The following is a 13,703-nucleotide window of genomic DNA, read 5'->3' on the forward strand; positions in this document are numbered from 1 at the left end:
GTTCAGTCTCCTGATACGGGGACATAACGTCCGTGTTGAGGGGCAATCGTGCCTGCAGATTAGTCACCAGCCACCGGGGCAATAGCAAGAGGCAGTTGCAGCACAGAGGCATGCGTTATCGGCTCAGGCCTTGCAGACAAACTCCAAGCCCCTGAGTTAATGTGCGGCTCTTGCGATTGCTCACCAGGACCGTCCAATGGCCAAACCCACCGCTGTCACCGACTGGGTTCACCGCGCGCCGCCCGCCCGGGGCCTGGAGCGCATCGAGGCGTATTTCGCCGGCCATGGTTATGACATGCACCGCCACGACACCTACGCTATCGGCCGCACCCTGCGCGGGGTACAGAGCTTCCAGTACCGTGGCGGCTGGCGCCACAGCCTGCCTGGGGCCACCATGGTCCTGCACCCCGACGAGCCCCACGACGGCGAAGCCGGCACCCACGACGGTTTTCACTACCGCATGCTGTATGTCGAGCCGGCGCTGATCCAGCAAATCCTCGGCGGCCAGCCACTGCCCTTCATTGCCGGCGGCCTGTCCAATGACCCGCGGCTGTTCGCCGCCACCGAGACCCTGCTGCGCAGCGTCGACGGCCCCCTCGATCCGCTGGAACAGGAAGACGCGCTGTTCGACCTGGCCCACGCCTTGAACAGCGTGTCCGGAGTCCCGCGGTCCCGCCAGCGCTTCGACTACGTAGCGGCAGAACGCGCCCGAGAGTACATCCACAGCGCCCTGGACCGGACCCTCACCCTGGACGAGTTGGCAGCCCATAGCGAACGCGACCGCTGGAGCCTGTCCCGGGACTTTCGCCTGCTGTTCGGCACCAGCCCCTATCGCTACCTGAGCATGCGCCGCCTGGACCTGGTCCGCGCCCTGCTGGTGCAGGGCCAGTCCCTGGCCAATGCGGCGCTGATGGCGGGTTTCTCCGACCAGAGCCACATGACCCGACAGTTTCGCCAGACCTACGGCCTGCCTCCCGCTCGCTGGCTGAAGATGCTCGGCCGCTGAGCCACACACGATCGTTCAAGAAGCCCGCGCCCCTGCCTGTTTACCCTCAGTGTTCATTCATCACTGAGGTGGACCGCAACATGCAAAACCCTGCCCCGCAAGACGCCTACCAAAGCATCAACTTCGCCAACAAACTCGGCCTGTTCAGCGAACACTGGACCCCCAAGGTGATCGCCGAGATGAATGACTACCAGTTCAAGATCTCCAAGCTGCAAGGGGAATTCGTCTGGCACAGCCACGCCGACACCGACGAAACCTTCATCGTGCTCGACGGCCTGCTGCACATCGACTTCCGTGACGGCCAGGTGTCCATCGCCAGCGGCGAGATGTTCGTGGTGCCCAAGGGCGTCGAACACAAGCCCTGGGCCGAGCAGGAGGTCAAACTGCTGTTGATCGAGCCCAAGGGCGTGCTCAACACCGGCGATCAAGGCGGCGAACGTACGGCACAGAACGACGTCTGGATCTGACCCCGGCCCGAATCTGCAAAGTGGAAAAGGGAATTTCCACCGCACCGGCGGGGTCAGACGCTTTGACACGCCACTCAATCAACGCTGCTGACCGACCGACGGTGTGACAAAACCCCTACGTCGAGGGAAAAAGCACGGGTAAAGTGACGCGCCGATTTTTTCTGTGCGATGGCTCTATCGCGGGGATGCCAGCCTGGTCCCGGCTTTTGATGACGCCCATGGCGCGTCCACTACCTGTTGCGACCCCTGATCCCTGCATGCCGACACCGCACCAAGCCAGCACCACGCCCACCCTGCTTCAAGACCTGCGCACCGGCACCGCGACCTTGCACGTTGCCCTGGAGAAACGCCTGCCGTTCTTCTGTGAGCGGCTTGATGCGCTCTGGTATCGACGCCTGATCCAGGCCTATTACGGCTTCTATCAGCCCCTGGAAGCGGCCCTGCAGAACAGCGGCCTGATCCCTGCGGGCTATGACCTGAGCCAACGCCTGAAGACCCCGACCCTGTTCGGGGATCTGCGTGCCCTGGGCTTGGATGTCGCCAGCATCGAGGCCCTGCCCCGCTGTGAGCAACTGCCGCCTCTGAACAGCGCCGGAGCCTGCCTGGGCACCCTCTACGTACTGGAAGGCGCGACCCTGGGCGGACAGATTCTGCGCCGGGAAATGGCCCGGCGCCTGGATCTCGATGCCGACAACGGCGGCGCCTTTCTCGACGTCTATGGCACTGCCACCGGGCGGCGCTGGAAGGACTTTCTCGACTACCTGGGGCGCATGCCCGAAGACCCGAGCACACGCCGACACCTGGTCAGCGCCGCGCAATCCACATTTGCCTGTTTCGAACGCTGGCTCGACCGCCGCGAGGTGCTGCTATGACCCCCCAAGATTCCCAAACCTTCGAACAGTTGCTGGCCAATTGCGCCAACGAACCCATCCACTCCCCGGGAGCGATCCAGCCCCACGGTGTGTTGCTGACCCTGTGCGAACCGCAACTGCGCATCCAGCAGATCAGTGCCAACGTCGAGACCCTACTGGGCCCGCCTGCCGATTCGCTGCTAGGTCACCCCCTGGAGCAGTTGCTGGGAGAAACAGACGCTCAACGCATCCGTGAAGTGCTGCAACAGGACCAGCTGTTCGATGCACCGCCGCTGCACCTGTCACTCAACGGAACACCTTTCGAAGCCCTGCTGCATCGCCATCAGGGGGTGCTGATGCTGGAGCTGGAAATCCAGCCCGATCACTTGCAGCACCAGCACCTCAAGCAACAGACCGAGAACCTCGGGCGCCTGCTGCGGCGCCTGCAAGCGGCCAGGACCCTGCACGAGCTGTATGCCATCAGCGTTGCAGAGATCCAGGCCATGACCGGCTACGACCGGGTGCTGATCTACCGCTTCGAAGAGGAAGGCCACGGCCAGGTGATCGCCGAAGCCACCCGCCCCGACATGGAGGTGTTCAACGGCCTGTTCTTCCCCGCCTCGGACATTCCCCAGCAGGCCCGCGAGCTGTATCGCAGCAACTGGCTGCGGATCATTCCCAACGCCGACTACCAGCCGGTGCCGCTGCTGCCGACCCTGCGCCCGGACACCCAGCAGCCCCTGGACCTGAGTTTCGCCACCCTGCGCAGCGTGTCGCCGATTCACTGCCAGTACATGAAGAACATGGGCGTGCTGTCGTCCATGAGCATTTCCCTGCTCAAGGACGATCAGCTCTGGGGCCTGATCAGCTGCGGCAACCGCCAGCCGCTGCTGGTGCCCCACGAACTGCGCATTGCCTGCCAGACCATTGGCCAGGTGCTGTCGTTGCAGATCAGCGCCATGCAAGCCCTGGACCTGAGCCGCCAGCGGGAAGAGAAACTCACCGCCCTGGCCAGCCTCGACCAGGCCATGCGCGACGCCTGCGGCAGTGTTTTCGACGGCTTGACCCAGGCGCCGCAGGTGCTGCTGGACCTGACGCAAGCCGGCGGTGTCGCGATCATCGAGGACAAACAGTTGCACTGCTTCGGCCAGTGCCCGCCCCAGGACGAAATCCGCGCGCTGCATCGCTGGCTGCAAGGCACGGGGGAAGCGGTGTTTGCCAGCCATCACCTGGCCAGCGTGTACCCGCCGGCGGCGAGTTATCAACAGGTCGCCAGCGGCGTCCTGGCCATGAGTCTGCCTAAACCTGTGGATAACGGCGTGCTGTGGTTCCGCCCCGAAGTGAAGGAAAACATCCACTGGAGCGGCAACCCGCAAAAACCCCTGGACCTGGAAAACTCCGACGCCGGCCTGCGCCTGCGACCGCGTACCTCGTTCGAGATCTGGAAGGTGGAAATGGCCGGGATCTCCAGCAAGTGGAGCCACGGCGACCGCTTCGCCGCCAATGACCTGCGGCGCTCGGCCCTGGAACACGACCTGGCGCGCCAGGTCCTGCGTGAACAAGAGGCAGTGCGCGCCCGGGACGAGCTGGTGGCGGTGGTGTCCCACGACCTGCGCAACCCGATGACCGTGATTTCCATGCTCTGCGGCATGCTGCAAAAGGCCTTCAGCTCTGACGGCCCGCATACGTCACGACGCATTTCCTCGGCCATCGACACCATGCAACAGGCCGCCAGCCGCATGAACAACCTGCTGGAGGACTTGCTGGACACCTCGAAGATCGAAGCCGGGCGCTACAGCATCGCGCCACAGCCGCTGGAGGTGAGCCAGATCTTTGAAGAGGCCTATTCGCTGCTGGCCCCCCTGGCCCTGGACAAGGCCATCGACATCAGCTTCCACGCCGAGCCCGAGCTGACCATCAATGCCGATCCCGAGCGGTTGTTCCAGGTGTTGTCGAACCTGGTGGGCAACGCCATCAAGTTCACCCCCAAGCAAGGCAAGGTCGGGGTGGTGGCGATGTCCGACGGCGAGCAGATCGTCTTCAGCGTCCGCGACACCGGGGAAGGCATTCCCGCCGACCAGCTGCCGTTCATCTTCGACCGCTACTGGACCCTGAAGGAAGGCAACCCCAACGGCACCGGCCTGGGGTTGTACATCACCCAGGGCATCATCCAGGCCCACGGCGGCAAGATCGAGGCCCACAGCGAACCGGGCAAGGGCAGCGAGTTCCGCTTCAGCGTGCCCCGCGCCAGCCTCTGATCCAGGCAGCGGGGCTGGCACACCGCCCCGGGCGCTCATTCACTCGCCTGCGCCACCAGCCAGTCGCGAAACAACTGGCCACTGGCAGACAGGCGCTTGTGCCGCACATGCACCAGAAAGTCTGCCTGCCCGGTGCGAAACGCCCACTGGCCGACGCGCTGCAACTCGCCCTGGGCCACCAACTCGCTGGCCATGAAATCCCAGCCCAGGCCCACCCCCATGCCCTGCTGCACGGCGCTGAACATCAGCGTCAATTGATTGAAGCCCATGGCCCCTGGCGGCGCGCTGTAGTCCAGGCCGAAATGCCGGAACCAGTCGCGCCAGTCGATGCAGTTCCAGGCCGAGGCATCCAGCTGGATCAAGGGCAGCTCGGCCAGTTGCGCCAGCGCGTCAATGGCCGGCAACTCCAGGCGCCGGCTGGCGATGGGATAGACAATCTCGGCGAACAACGGCGTGGCGGTCAGGGACGACCAATGCCCAGCGCCGTAGAGAATGGCGAAGTCGTGCTCGGCCACGCTGGACTCGTCCATGTCGTTGTTGGCGTGGATGCTCACGGTGATGTCCGGGTGTTGTTTGTTGAACGCCAGCAAGCGCGGAAACAGCCAGAACTGCGCCACCGCATGGGTGCATTGCACGGTAACGGTGTTGGCATCGCGCCCGGCCCGCAGGCGACTGACGCTGCGCAGTAACGCCTCCAACTGAGTGCTGACCTCGGCGAACAGCGAGGCACCGCTGGCGGTGAGTTTCACCCCCCGGGCCTGGCGCTCGAACAGTTCGGTCTTGAGCGACAGCTCCAGGGCACGGATCTGCTTGCTCACTGCGCTCTGAGTCAGGCACAGCTCGGTGGCGGCGCGGGTGAAGCTGGCGTTGCGCCCCACCGCCTCGAAGGTCACCAGGGTTTCCAATGGTGGCAAATGACGGGCAAAGCGGCTCATGAGGCATTCCCCAGAAGAATAGGTAGGTGCCTATATATCCTTTGTCCACTCGGTCAGCAATGACTAGGCTGCGCGCTTTGATGAATCGCTGCGAGTGTGTGCATGAAACGCGGAGTTGCTTACGCCGCCCTGGCCGGTGCGGTCTGGGGCCTGGCCATTGTGGTGCCCAGCCTGTTGCCGGAGTTCAGTCCGCTGATGCTCAGCTGTGCCCGCTTCACCCTGTACGGTGCATTCTCCCTGCTCCTAGCTGCGCCCCAGGCCCGGGAACTCTTGCAACGCCTGACCTGGAGCGATGCCGGGTTGCTGGTGAAGCTGGCGCTGACCGGCAACCTGATCTATTTCATGCTCCTGGCCAGCGCCATCCAGTGGGCCGGGGTGGCCAGCACCGCGCTGATCGTCGGCCTGTTGCCGCTGACCATTACCCTGGCCGGGCGCGGCGACGCCGACGCCGTGCCCTTGCGCCGCCTGCGCTGGCCCCTGCTGCTGGTGTTCGCCGGCATCTGCTGCATCAACCTCGACACCCTGCTGACCGCGCCTGGCGATTCACCCGAGCTGGGCCAGCGCGCCCTGGGCCTGCTCTGCGCCTTTGGCGCCCTGCTGTGCTGGACCTGGTTCGCCACCGACAACGCCCGCTACCTCAAAGGCAGCCGTTTCAACAGCAGCCAGTGGTCGACCCTGTGGGGCATCACCACCGGGCTCATGAGCGCTCTGATCTGGCTGCTGGCGGAAGCTTTCTCCCTGCCGGGCACCCAGGTCGAGGCCAGCGAGCATCGCTGGATGCTGTTCTGGGGCCTGAGCCTGTCCAGTGCAGTGCTGGGTTCCTGGTTCGGCAATCGCATGTGGAACGCCTCGACCCGGCGCCTGCCCCTGACCCTCAGCGGCCAACTGATCGTGTTCGAGACCCTGTTTGCCCTGCTGTACGGTTTTATCTGCCTGCAACACCTGCCGAGCCTGCTGCAAAGCTCGGCGGCCCTGCTGTTGCTGGCCGGGGTGCTGTGGGCGGTGCGCCGCCACTTGCCCCAACCCCACTGAACGCGCCTCAGCCCTGGGCCACGGAACAGGCCGGCAAGGCTGGTGACGCGCGAGGCAAGCGCAGCGCCAGGAGGGCCCCGAGCAAGGCCAGCAGGGCGCTGGCCGCAGTGGCCATTTCAATGCCATGAGCCTGATTGCCCTCAGGGCTCAAGGTATTGGCCAGGGACACCAGCAGCGCCAGCCCCAGGGCCCCGCCGATTTGCTGACTGGTGGAGGCCACCCCCGCTGCCACCCCTTGCTCGGATGCTGCGATACCCTGCCCGGCCGAGACCCACATCGAGGTCCAGGTCATGCCCTGGCCGATGCTCATGACCACGATTCCCGGCAACAGGCCGACAAAACCGCTGCTGGCGGGCAAGGCCAGGTACATCATGCCGATGCCCAGCGCCCCAAGCAGCAAGCCGCTGACCAGGGTCGCCCGCAAGCCGATACGCAGCAGCGCCCGTTCCGCCACCCAGATTCCGGCCGTGCACAGCAGGGTCGAAGGCAGGAACGCCAAGCCGCTCTGCAACACGCTGAACTGGTAGACCTGTTGGAAATACAGGCTGAGAAAGTAGTACTGCACGCCGAAGCTGCTCATGAACAATGCAGTAATCACCATGGCCATGCGCAGTTGTGGATAACCCAGCAAACGCAGCGGCATCAGCGGGTCCGGGCTGCGCTGCTCCAGTCGGACAAACAGCCAGAGCAACGCCAGGGACAGCATCAGGCAAGCCAGGGTCGCCGGCGCGGTCCAGCCCCACTCCGGCCCCTGAACAATGGAAAACACCAGCAAGGTGCCCCCCAGGGTCACGGTCAGGGCACCGCGCAGATCGAACTGACGGCCACGCTGGCGCGCCGGGTCGGCAGGAATCCAGCGCCGGGCCATCAGTGCGCAGGCTCCGGCCAGGGGCACGTTGACCAGGAACACCGCTTCCCAGCCCCAGTACTGGGTCAACACCCCGCCCAGCAAGGCCCCCAGGGCCAGCCCCGCCGCCGAGGCCGCGCTCCACACCGCAAAGGCGCGGTTACGGGCCGGGCCTTCGGCGTACCAGGTGTTGATCAGGGCCAGGGTGGCCGGGAACAGCATCGCCCCGCCCACGCCCTGCACGGCCCGGGCCAGCACCAGCAACAGGGCGCTGCCGCCCAGGCCGCCGGCCAGGGACGCCAGGGCGTACAGGGACTGGCCAATGATGTAGAAACGCCGCTTGCCCAACAGGTCCGCCGCACGCCCGCCCAGCAGCAGGAAGCCGCCAAAGGCCACACTGTAGGCGCTGACCACCCATTGCAGTTGCTGGGCAGAAAACCCCAGACGCTGGCCAATGTCCGGCAGGGCAACAAAGACGATGGTGGCGTCCAGGGCGATGATCAACTGCGCGGTGGCCAGCAGTAACAGCATCCAGCCCGACGGCTTGGCTAACGGGGTCGCGGACATCGCGAAAATCCTTGTCTGAAATAAGCGGCGCCCAGTGTCATCGATGCCGTTTAAATGATAAATACGCCACTTCCTCTTTCAGTAATGACTTTAATCATGGATCTGAACGCCCTTCGCCTGCTGGTCCGGGTGGCCGAGACCCGCAGTTTCACCCGGGCCGCCGGCGACCTGGGGCTGACCCAATCCGGCCTGTCCCGGGCCATTGCCCGCCTGGAACAGCAACTGGGCGTGCGCCTGCTGCAACGCAATACCCGCAGTGTCAGCCTGACCCCGGACGGCCAGGTTCTGGTGGACCGGGCCGGACCGCTGCTGGCAGAACTGGCCCATACCGAGCACTTGCTGCTGGACCGCCGGGACTCTCCCACCGGAGCGCTGAAGATCAGCACCCCTTCACTGTTCGGGCGCAAGGTGGTGATGCCGGTCATTGGCGAACTGACCACCCGCTATCGCGAGTTGAGCATCGAGGCGGTCATGACCGATCGGGTGGTGGACATCATCGACGAAGGCTTCGACGCGGTGCTGCGTACCGGGGTGATCAACGACCAGCGTCTGATCGCCCGTCCCCTAGCGCCCTTGCGCTGGGTAACGGTGGCGGCGCCGGCTTATCTGCAGCGCCATGGCACGCCCCGGCAACTGGCGGACTTGCAGCAGCACAACTGCCTCACCGTGCGCAACCTGCGCAGCGGCCGCCTGGTGGACTGGCAGTTCATGGACCAGGGCAAGCCTCTGGACCTGGCGGTGCAGGGGCGGCTGATCTTCGACATCGGCGATGCCCTGGTGGATGCGGTGCTGGGTGGCTTCGGCATCGCCCAGTTGATGGAGTTCGCCGTGCGCGATGCCCTCGACGCAGGCCATCTGGTGCCGATTCTCCAGGCCCATGACGGGCGCTGCCGGGAACTGTCCCTGGTCTACCCGCCCTCACGCCAATGCTCGCCGAAACTCAACGCCTTCGCCGACGCCCTGGGCCAGGTGAGCTGGTAGCCAAGACCCAGTCGGCGGCAGAGCGCTGGACTTGCAGGTGCTGGATCACACCCAGCAGACGTTGACTCAAACCTCACCGGCCTGGGGCAACTGACGACCGTCAACGGCGTCGCCAATGGTCAGGAAATGCCCACCCGCTACATGGTGCAGGGTGCGCAGCGAGTCCTGACCCTCGAAGTGCCAACGCCCTTCGCTGAACACTCGGGTATCGGCCTGGGCCGCAATCACCTCACCGAGGAACAGGTCGTACTGCTGGTGATTGTGGGGCTCGGGCAACAGCCGGCATTCCAGCCAGGCCACGCAACCTTCCAGCAGCGGAGCCTCAAGGGCCTGGCCGGCAAAGGTCGATAAACCATAGGCGCAAAACTTGTCGCGCCCGGCGTGGTGCAGCTCCAGTCCGGAGCTGTTGCCCAGGCTCTGCACAATGTCCACTTGAGCGGCGCAGGGCACGTTGAGGACGAAGGTGCCCGAAGCCTCCAGCAACTGCCGGGTCCAGGTGGACTTGTCGAGCACCACGGCAACTTTCGGCGGCTCGAAATCCAGGGGCATCGCCCAGGCCGCGGCCATGATATTGCGCTGGCCACCATGGGCCGCGCTGACCAGCACCGTAGGGCCGTGATTGAGCAGGCGGTAGGCCTTTTCCAGAGGGACCGAACGACGAAATGCAGGCATGGCAGGCTCCTGAAAAAAAACCGATTGTAGCCCTATCCAGCCCTCGGGCAGACCGCGGCATTGGATGGATTTTCTGGATAATCCGTCCAGCCGCCGACGGCTTATCCGCGCCCTTCCAAAGACTAGACTCAGCCTTCACCAACCGTCGAAGGAGCCGCACCATGGCCGATCATTCCCTGAACAACAAAGTCGTGTTGATTGCCGGAGGGGTGAAAAACCTCGGCGGCCTGATTGCCCGTGATCTTGCCAGCCACGGGGCCAAAGCCGTGGCCGTGCACTACAACAGCAGCGCCAGCCAGGCCGACGCCGAGCGCACCCTGGCGGCGCTCAAGGACCTGGGGGTCGAGGCCCACGCCTGGCAGGCCGACCTCACCAGCGCCAGTGCCGTGGAGCGTCTGTTCAGCGAGGTCAAGGCGCGTTTCGGCAAGATCGACATCGCCATCAACACCGTGGGCAAGGTGCTGAAAAAACCCATAGTCGACATCAGCGAAGACGAGTACGACCAGATGTTTGCGGTCAATGCCAAGAGCGCGTTCTTCTTTATCAAGGAAGCCGGCAAACACCTGGAGGACAACGGCAAGCTGGTGACCCTGGTGACGTCGCTGCTGGGAGCCTTCACCCCGTTCTATGCCGCCTATGGCGGTTCCAAGGCACCGGTGGAACACTTCACCCGGGCCGCAGCCAAGGAGTTCGGCGCCCGCGGCATCTCGGTCACCGCTGTAGGGCCAGGCCCCATGGATACACCGTTCTTCTACCCTGCCGAAGGGGACGACGCCGTGGCCTACCACAAGAGCGCCGCGGCCCTGTCGCCTTCGAGCAAGACCGGACTCACTGATATCGAGGATGTGGTGCCCTTCATTCGTCACCTGGTGACAGAAGGTTGGTGGATCACCGGTCAGACCTTACTGATCAACGGCGGCTACACCACCAAGTAATCCTGGCGCCCAAGGGGTAAATTGGCCTGCCGAGCCGCTGCATCGATCGCCTCGGACGATGCCGCGATCCATTGCCGCTCGGCGTCCCCCGGACCAGGATCGTTCATACGATGGATAAGCTTGAACAATACCGCGTGTTCATCCAGGTGGCCGACATGGGCAGCTTCATCAAGGCCGCCCATGTCCTGGAACTGCCACGGGCCACCGTCTCCTCCGCCGTGCAGCAACTGGAAACCGGCCTCGGCACGCGCCTGCTGCACCGCACGACCCGGCATGTGCAATTGACCGCCGACGGCGCCATCCTTCTGGAGCGAGCCCGGCGTCTGCTGGCGGATGCATCCGAACTCAGCCAACTGTTCCAGCATCGCCAGGTGGATGTCAGTGGACGTCTGAACATCGACGTACCCAGCCGCATCGCCCGGCGCCTGATCGTGCCCGCCCTGCCCCAATGGCTGGCGCAATACCCCGACCTGCAACTGGCGCTGGGGGCCTGCGATCGCAGCATCGACCTGGTCCAGGAAGGCATCGACTGCGCGATCCGCGTCGGCAGCCTGGCGGACAGCAGCCTGATCGCCCGTCCCCTGGGGCGCCTGGCGCTGATCAACTGCGCCAGCCCCGCCTACCTCGCCGAACATGGCGAGCCTCGAAGCCACCAGGACCTGCAGAACGGCCAGTGGATGGTGGGCTACGCCTCCCCGGACACGGGTCGAGAGCAGCCCTGGGAATACCTGCAGGAAGGTCGCGAGCACCTGCTGGGCCTGCCCAGTCGGGTGATCGTCAACAACGTCGAGAACTACATTGCCTGCTGTCGCCAGGGCCTGGGGCTGATCCAGGTGCCGCGCTTCGATGTGCAGCATCTACTGGAGCGCGGCGAACTGGTGCAGGTGCTTCATGAACTGCCGGTGGCGCCCATGGAAATCAGCGCACTGTACCCCGACCGCCGCCATCGCTCGCGCCGTCTCAATGTGTTCATCGAATGGTTTGCCGAACTGATCAAACCGCACCTGGAGGCTTGAAGCCGACCTGCAGAACGTGAGATGAAAGCGCCTTCAACGGATTGAGGCCACCGGACCATGACGCACCTGTACATCACCGCCCCGCAGCCTGACGACGTGCATGAACTGCTAGCTTTTGAACAAGAGAACCGCGTTTTTTTCGAGGCCTCGATCAACGCCCGACCCGCCGCGTACTACTGTGCCGAAGGCGTCGCCGAAGCCATCGCCCAGGCTCGACAGGACGCCGAAGCGGATCGCGGCTATCAATTCCTGATCCGTGAAAACTCACAGCTGGTGGGACGCATCAACCTGCACCGGGTGCAGCGCGCCTACTTCAATTGCGCCGAACTGGGCTATCGAGTGGGCGCCCGTTTCAACGGCCGCGGCATCGCCAAGGCGGCGGTGGAGCAAGTCCGGCAACGGGCCTTCGGGGAGTTGCAACTGAGCCGCATCGAAGCCAACGCCCGCCCGGAGAACCTCGGCTCGGTGCGGGTACTTGAGGCGTCAGGGTTCTCCCGCTACGGCCATTCACGCCGCAGCTTCCTGCTGCACGGGCAGTGGTTCGACCGTTTGCATTACGAATGCCATGGGCCGTTGCAACACTGAAACCCTCCGCGTCCGCTGGGCCAGGCGGACGCGAAACTTGAACCCTCAGCGTGACACTCAGCTGGACAGCTGACTGGCGAACTGCCCCACCGCGCCCACCACTTTCTGCGCACCGTCCTGGATCTCGACGATCACCGCGCCGGCCTCCGCCGCCAGAGTCAGGCCCTGCTCGGCTTGCTGGCGACCTTCGGCCATCAGTTCCACCGCCGAGCGGGCCATGTCCTGGTTGTGCCGGACCACGCCGACGATTTCGTCGGTGGCGTTGCTGGTACGCGAGGCCAGTTGTCGGACCTCGTCGGCGACCACGGCAAAACCCCGTCCCTGCTCACCGGCACGGGCTGCCTCGATCGCCGCATTGAGGGCCAGCAGGTTGGTCTGCTCGGCAATCCCGCTGATGGTCTTGACGATGCTGCCAATCACCAGGGACTGCTCGTTCAGGGCTTCAATACCGTCACCGGCGTCTTGCATGCACTTGGCCAGGTCACGCATCACGTCCAGGGTTTGGGTGACCACCGCCGAGCCGCGCTGGGCGCTGGTATCGGTTTGGCGGGAGATGCTGTAGGCGATGTCGGCGGCCTCGGCCACCGAGCGTTCCTGGTTCACCTGATCGGTGATCAGGGTGGCGAACTTCACCACTTTGTACAGCTGGCCGTTGGCATCCAGCACCGGGTTGTAAGAGGCGTCGAGCCACACGACACGCCCCTGGCTGTCGATACGCTTGAAGCGGTCGGCGACATATTCGCCAGCGTTCAGGCGCGCCCAGAACTCCTGGTAAGACGGCCCCTCATATTCCTGGGGTTCGCAAAACAGACGGTGGTTCTGGCCCTGGACTTCATCGAGGCGGTAACCCATGCAGGCCAGAAAACGCGGGTTGGCGGTCAGCACTCGGCCTTGCAGATCGAACTCGATCACCGCAGTGGAACGCAGCAACGCCGCCATCAGGTTTTCATGCTCGCAGGCGCTTTCCACCGACGCCGTCTGGTCGCTGCAGATCAGCGAGTAGTGGTCCAGGCGCCCGGCGCTGTCATGGACCGGCTGCACGCAGGTATGCAACCAGGCGTCACGGCCGTCGCCCCGCTGCAGGCGCAACTGGCCGATGTAGCCTTCGTTGCGCCCCAGGGCCGCCTGGAAAGTGCGATACAACTGCGTCGCCTGGGTGTGGCGCGACACAATCTGCTCCAGGGGCTGCCCACAGAGCTGTTGGCCATCAAGGCCCAAGGTGCGTGTGAAGTTCTGGTTGACCCGACGGATCACCCCCTCGCCGTCCAGTTCGATGCTGAGCACCTGGGTTTCCAGACAGGCCTTGAATTGCTGCAGAGCATTCAGCTCGTCGCTCAAGGTGGCAAGCTGTTGCTTCAAACGTTTGTTGAACATGGATACACCGACAGACTAAGAGTGGATACAGCGACCCTCTTGCCATCGGCGCTGCGTGACCTTTCTCCAAGCCGTGCGCAGCGTTTCAGAATATTCTTAAGACCTCTTCGGAAATTTCCTCAAGGCCATCGTGGCCGGCGAACGCCGTGCCGAGAGGATGAGCGGTGCCCCGTCACC

General features: G+C 64.4%; 13 protein-coding genes and 1 pseudogene. 9 read left to right on the plus strand and 5 right to left on the minus strand.

The window, feature by feature from the left end; all coding sequences use genetic code 11:
* Positions 1-196 precede the first annotated feature (196 nt).
* The 4 genes from LOY69_RS25190 (at position 197) to LOY69_RS25205 (ending at position 4,582) form a co-directional block, all read left to right on the plus strand.
* Entirely contained in the window at positions 197-1,006 is an 810-nt protein-coding gene (locus LOY69_RS25190; RefSeq protein WP_102860222.1) for an AraC family transcriptional regulator, read from the plus strand.
* An 80-nt stretch (positions 1,007-1,086) separates the two neighbouring features.
* Complete coding sequence (locus LOY69_RS25195; RefSeq protein WP_102880955.1) at positions 1,087-1,473, plus strand: cupin domain-containing protein; 387 nt, start codon at positions 1,087-1,089, stop codon at positions 1,471-1,473.
* A gap of 257 nt (positions 1,474-1,730) precedes the next feature.
* The gene (locus tag LOY69_RS25200; RefSeq protein WP_265073752.1) at positions 1,731-2,345 is read left to right on the plus strand and encodes a biliverdin-producing heme oxygenase; all 615 of its coding nucleotides are present in this window, start codon (positions 1,731-1,733) and stop codon (positions 2,343-2,345) included.
* Complete coding sequence (locus LOY69_RS25205) at positions 2,342-4,582, plus strand: ATP-binding protein (protein WP_265073753.1); 2,241 nt, start codon at positions 2,342-2,344, stop codon at positions 4,580-4,582. Before LOY69_RS25200 ends, LOY69_RS25205 begins: the two co-directional genes overlap by 4 nt.
* Positions 4,583-4,617: 35 nt before the next feature.
* Here LOY69_RS25205 and LOY69_RS25210 read toward each other — a convergent pair whose 3' ends face one another.
* Positions 4,618-5,517, minus strand: coding sequence for a LysR substrate-binding domain-containing protein (locus tag LOY69_RS25210; RefSeq protein ID WP_102880958.1), 900 nt, complete (start codon positions 5,515-5,517; stop codon positions 4,618-4,620).
* A 102-nt stretch (positions 5,518-5,619) separates the two neighbouring features.
* On the opposite strand from LOY69_RS25210, the gene LOY69_RS25215 reads away from it, so the two are divergent.
* On the plus strand, positions 5,620-6,549 hold the full coding sequence (locus tag LOY69_RS25215) for a DMT family transporter (RefSeq protein WP_123393928.1): 930 nt from the start codon (positions 5,620-5,622) through the stop codon (positions 6,547-6,549).
* A gap of 7 nt (positions 6,550-6,556) precedes the next feature.
* On the opposite strand, the gene LOY69_RS25220 is transcribed toward LOY69_RS25215, so the two are convergent.
* Complete coding sequence (locus LOY69_RS25220) at positions 6,557-7,963, minus strand: MFS transporter (RefSeq protein WP_265073754.1); 1,407 nt, start codon at positions 7,961-7,963, stop codon at positions 6,557-6,559.
* A gap of 96 nt (positions 7,964-8,059) precedes the next feature.
* Here LOY69_RS25220 and LOY69_RS25225 point away from each other — a divergent pair, with 96 nt between their 5' ends.
* Positions 8,060-8,944: a LysR family transcriptional regulator gene (locus LOY69_RS25225; RefSeq protein WP_265073755.1), complete on the plus strand. Its 885-nt coding sequence runs from the start codon at positions 8,060-8,062 to the stop codon at positions 8,942-8,944.
* Between the two features lie 66 nt (positions 8,945-9,010).
* On the opposite strand, the gene LOY69_RS25230 is transcribed toward LOY69_RS25225, so the two are convergent.
* Positions 9,011-9,616, minus strand: a complete 606-nt coding sequence (locus tag LOY69_RS25230; RefSeq protein WP_102880961.1) for a flavin reductase family protein — start codon at positions 9,614-9,616, stop codon at positions 9,011-9,013.
* Between the two features lie 161 nt (positions 9,617-9,777).
* On the opposite strand from LOY69_RS25230, the gene LOY69_RS25235 reads away from it, so the two are divergent.
* From LOY69_RS25235 to LOY69_RS25245, 3 genes are all read left to right on the plus strand, one after another.
* Positions 9,778-10,551 carry an SDR family oxidoreductase gene (locus tag LOY69_RS25235; protein WP_102860213.1) on the plus strand — a complete coding sequence of 258 codons (774 nt, stop codon included), beginning with the start codon at positions 9,778-9,780 and terminating at the stop codon, positions 10,549-10,551.
* Positions 10,552-10,661: 110 nt separating this feature from the next.
* Positions 10,662-11,567: a LysR family transcriptional regulator gene (locus LOY69_RS25240; RefSeq protein WP_102880962.1), complete on the plus strand. Its 906-nt coding sequence runs from the start codon at positions 10,662-10,664 to the stop codon at positions 11,565-11,567.
* Positions 11,568-11,624: 57 nt separating this feature from the next.
* Positions 11,625-12,152 carry a GNAT family N-acetyltransferase gene (locus LOY69_RS25245; protein WP_102880963.1) on the plus strand — a complete coding sequence of 176 codons (528 nt, stop codon included), beginning with the start codon at positions 11,625-11,627 and terminating at the stop codon, positions 12,150-12,152.
* A 57-nt stretch (positions 12,153-12,209) separates the two neighbouring features.
* Here LOY69_RS25245 and LOY69_RS30695 read toward each other — a convergent pair whose 3' ends face one another.
* Positions 12,210-12,755, minus strand: coding sequence for a methyl-accepting chemotaxis protein (locus LOY69_RS30695; RefSeq protein WP_258010339.1), 546 nt, complete (start codon positions 12,753-12,755; stop codon positions 12,210-12,212).
* Positions 12,753-13,526: pseudogene (locus LOY69_RS30700) on the minus strand (PAS domain-containing protein); the annotation flags it as partial. The pseudogene LOY69_RS30700 and the gene LOY69_RS30695, both read right to left, overlap by 3 nt.
* Positions 13,527-13,703: the final 177 nt, after the last annotated feature.

It is taken from the genome of Pseudomonas sp. B21-059, assembly GCF_026016285.1.
In the GTDB taxonomy this organism is placed as follows: Bacteria; Pseudomonadota; Gammaproteobacteria; order Pseudomonadales; family Pseudomonadaceae; genus Aquipseudomonas; species Aquipseudomonas danubii.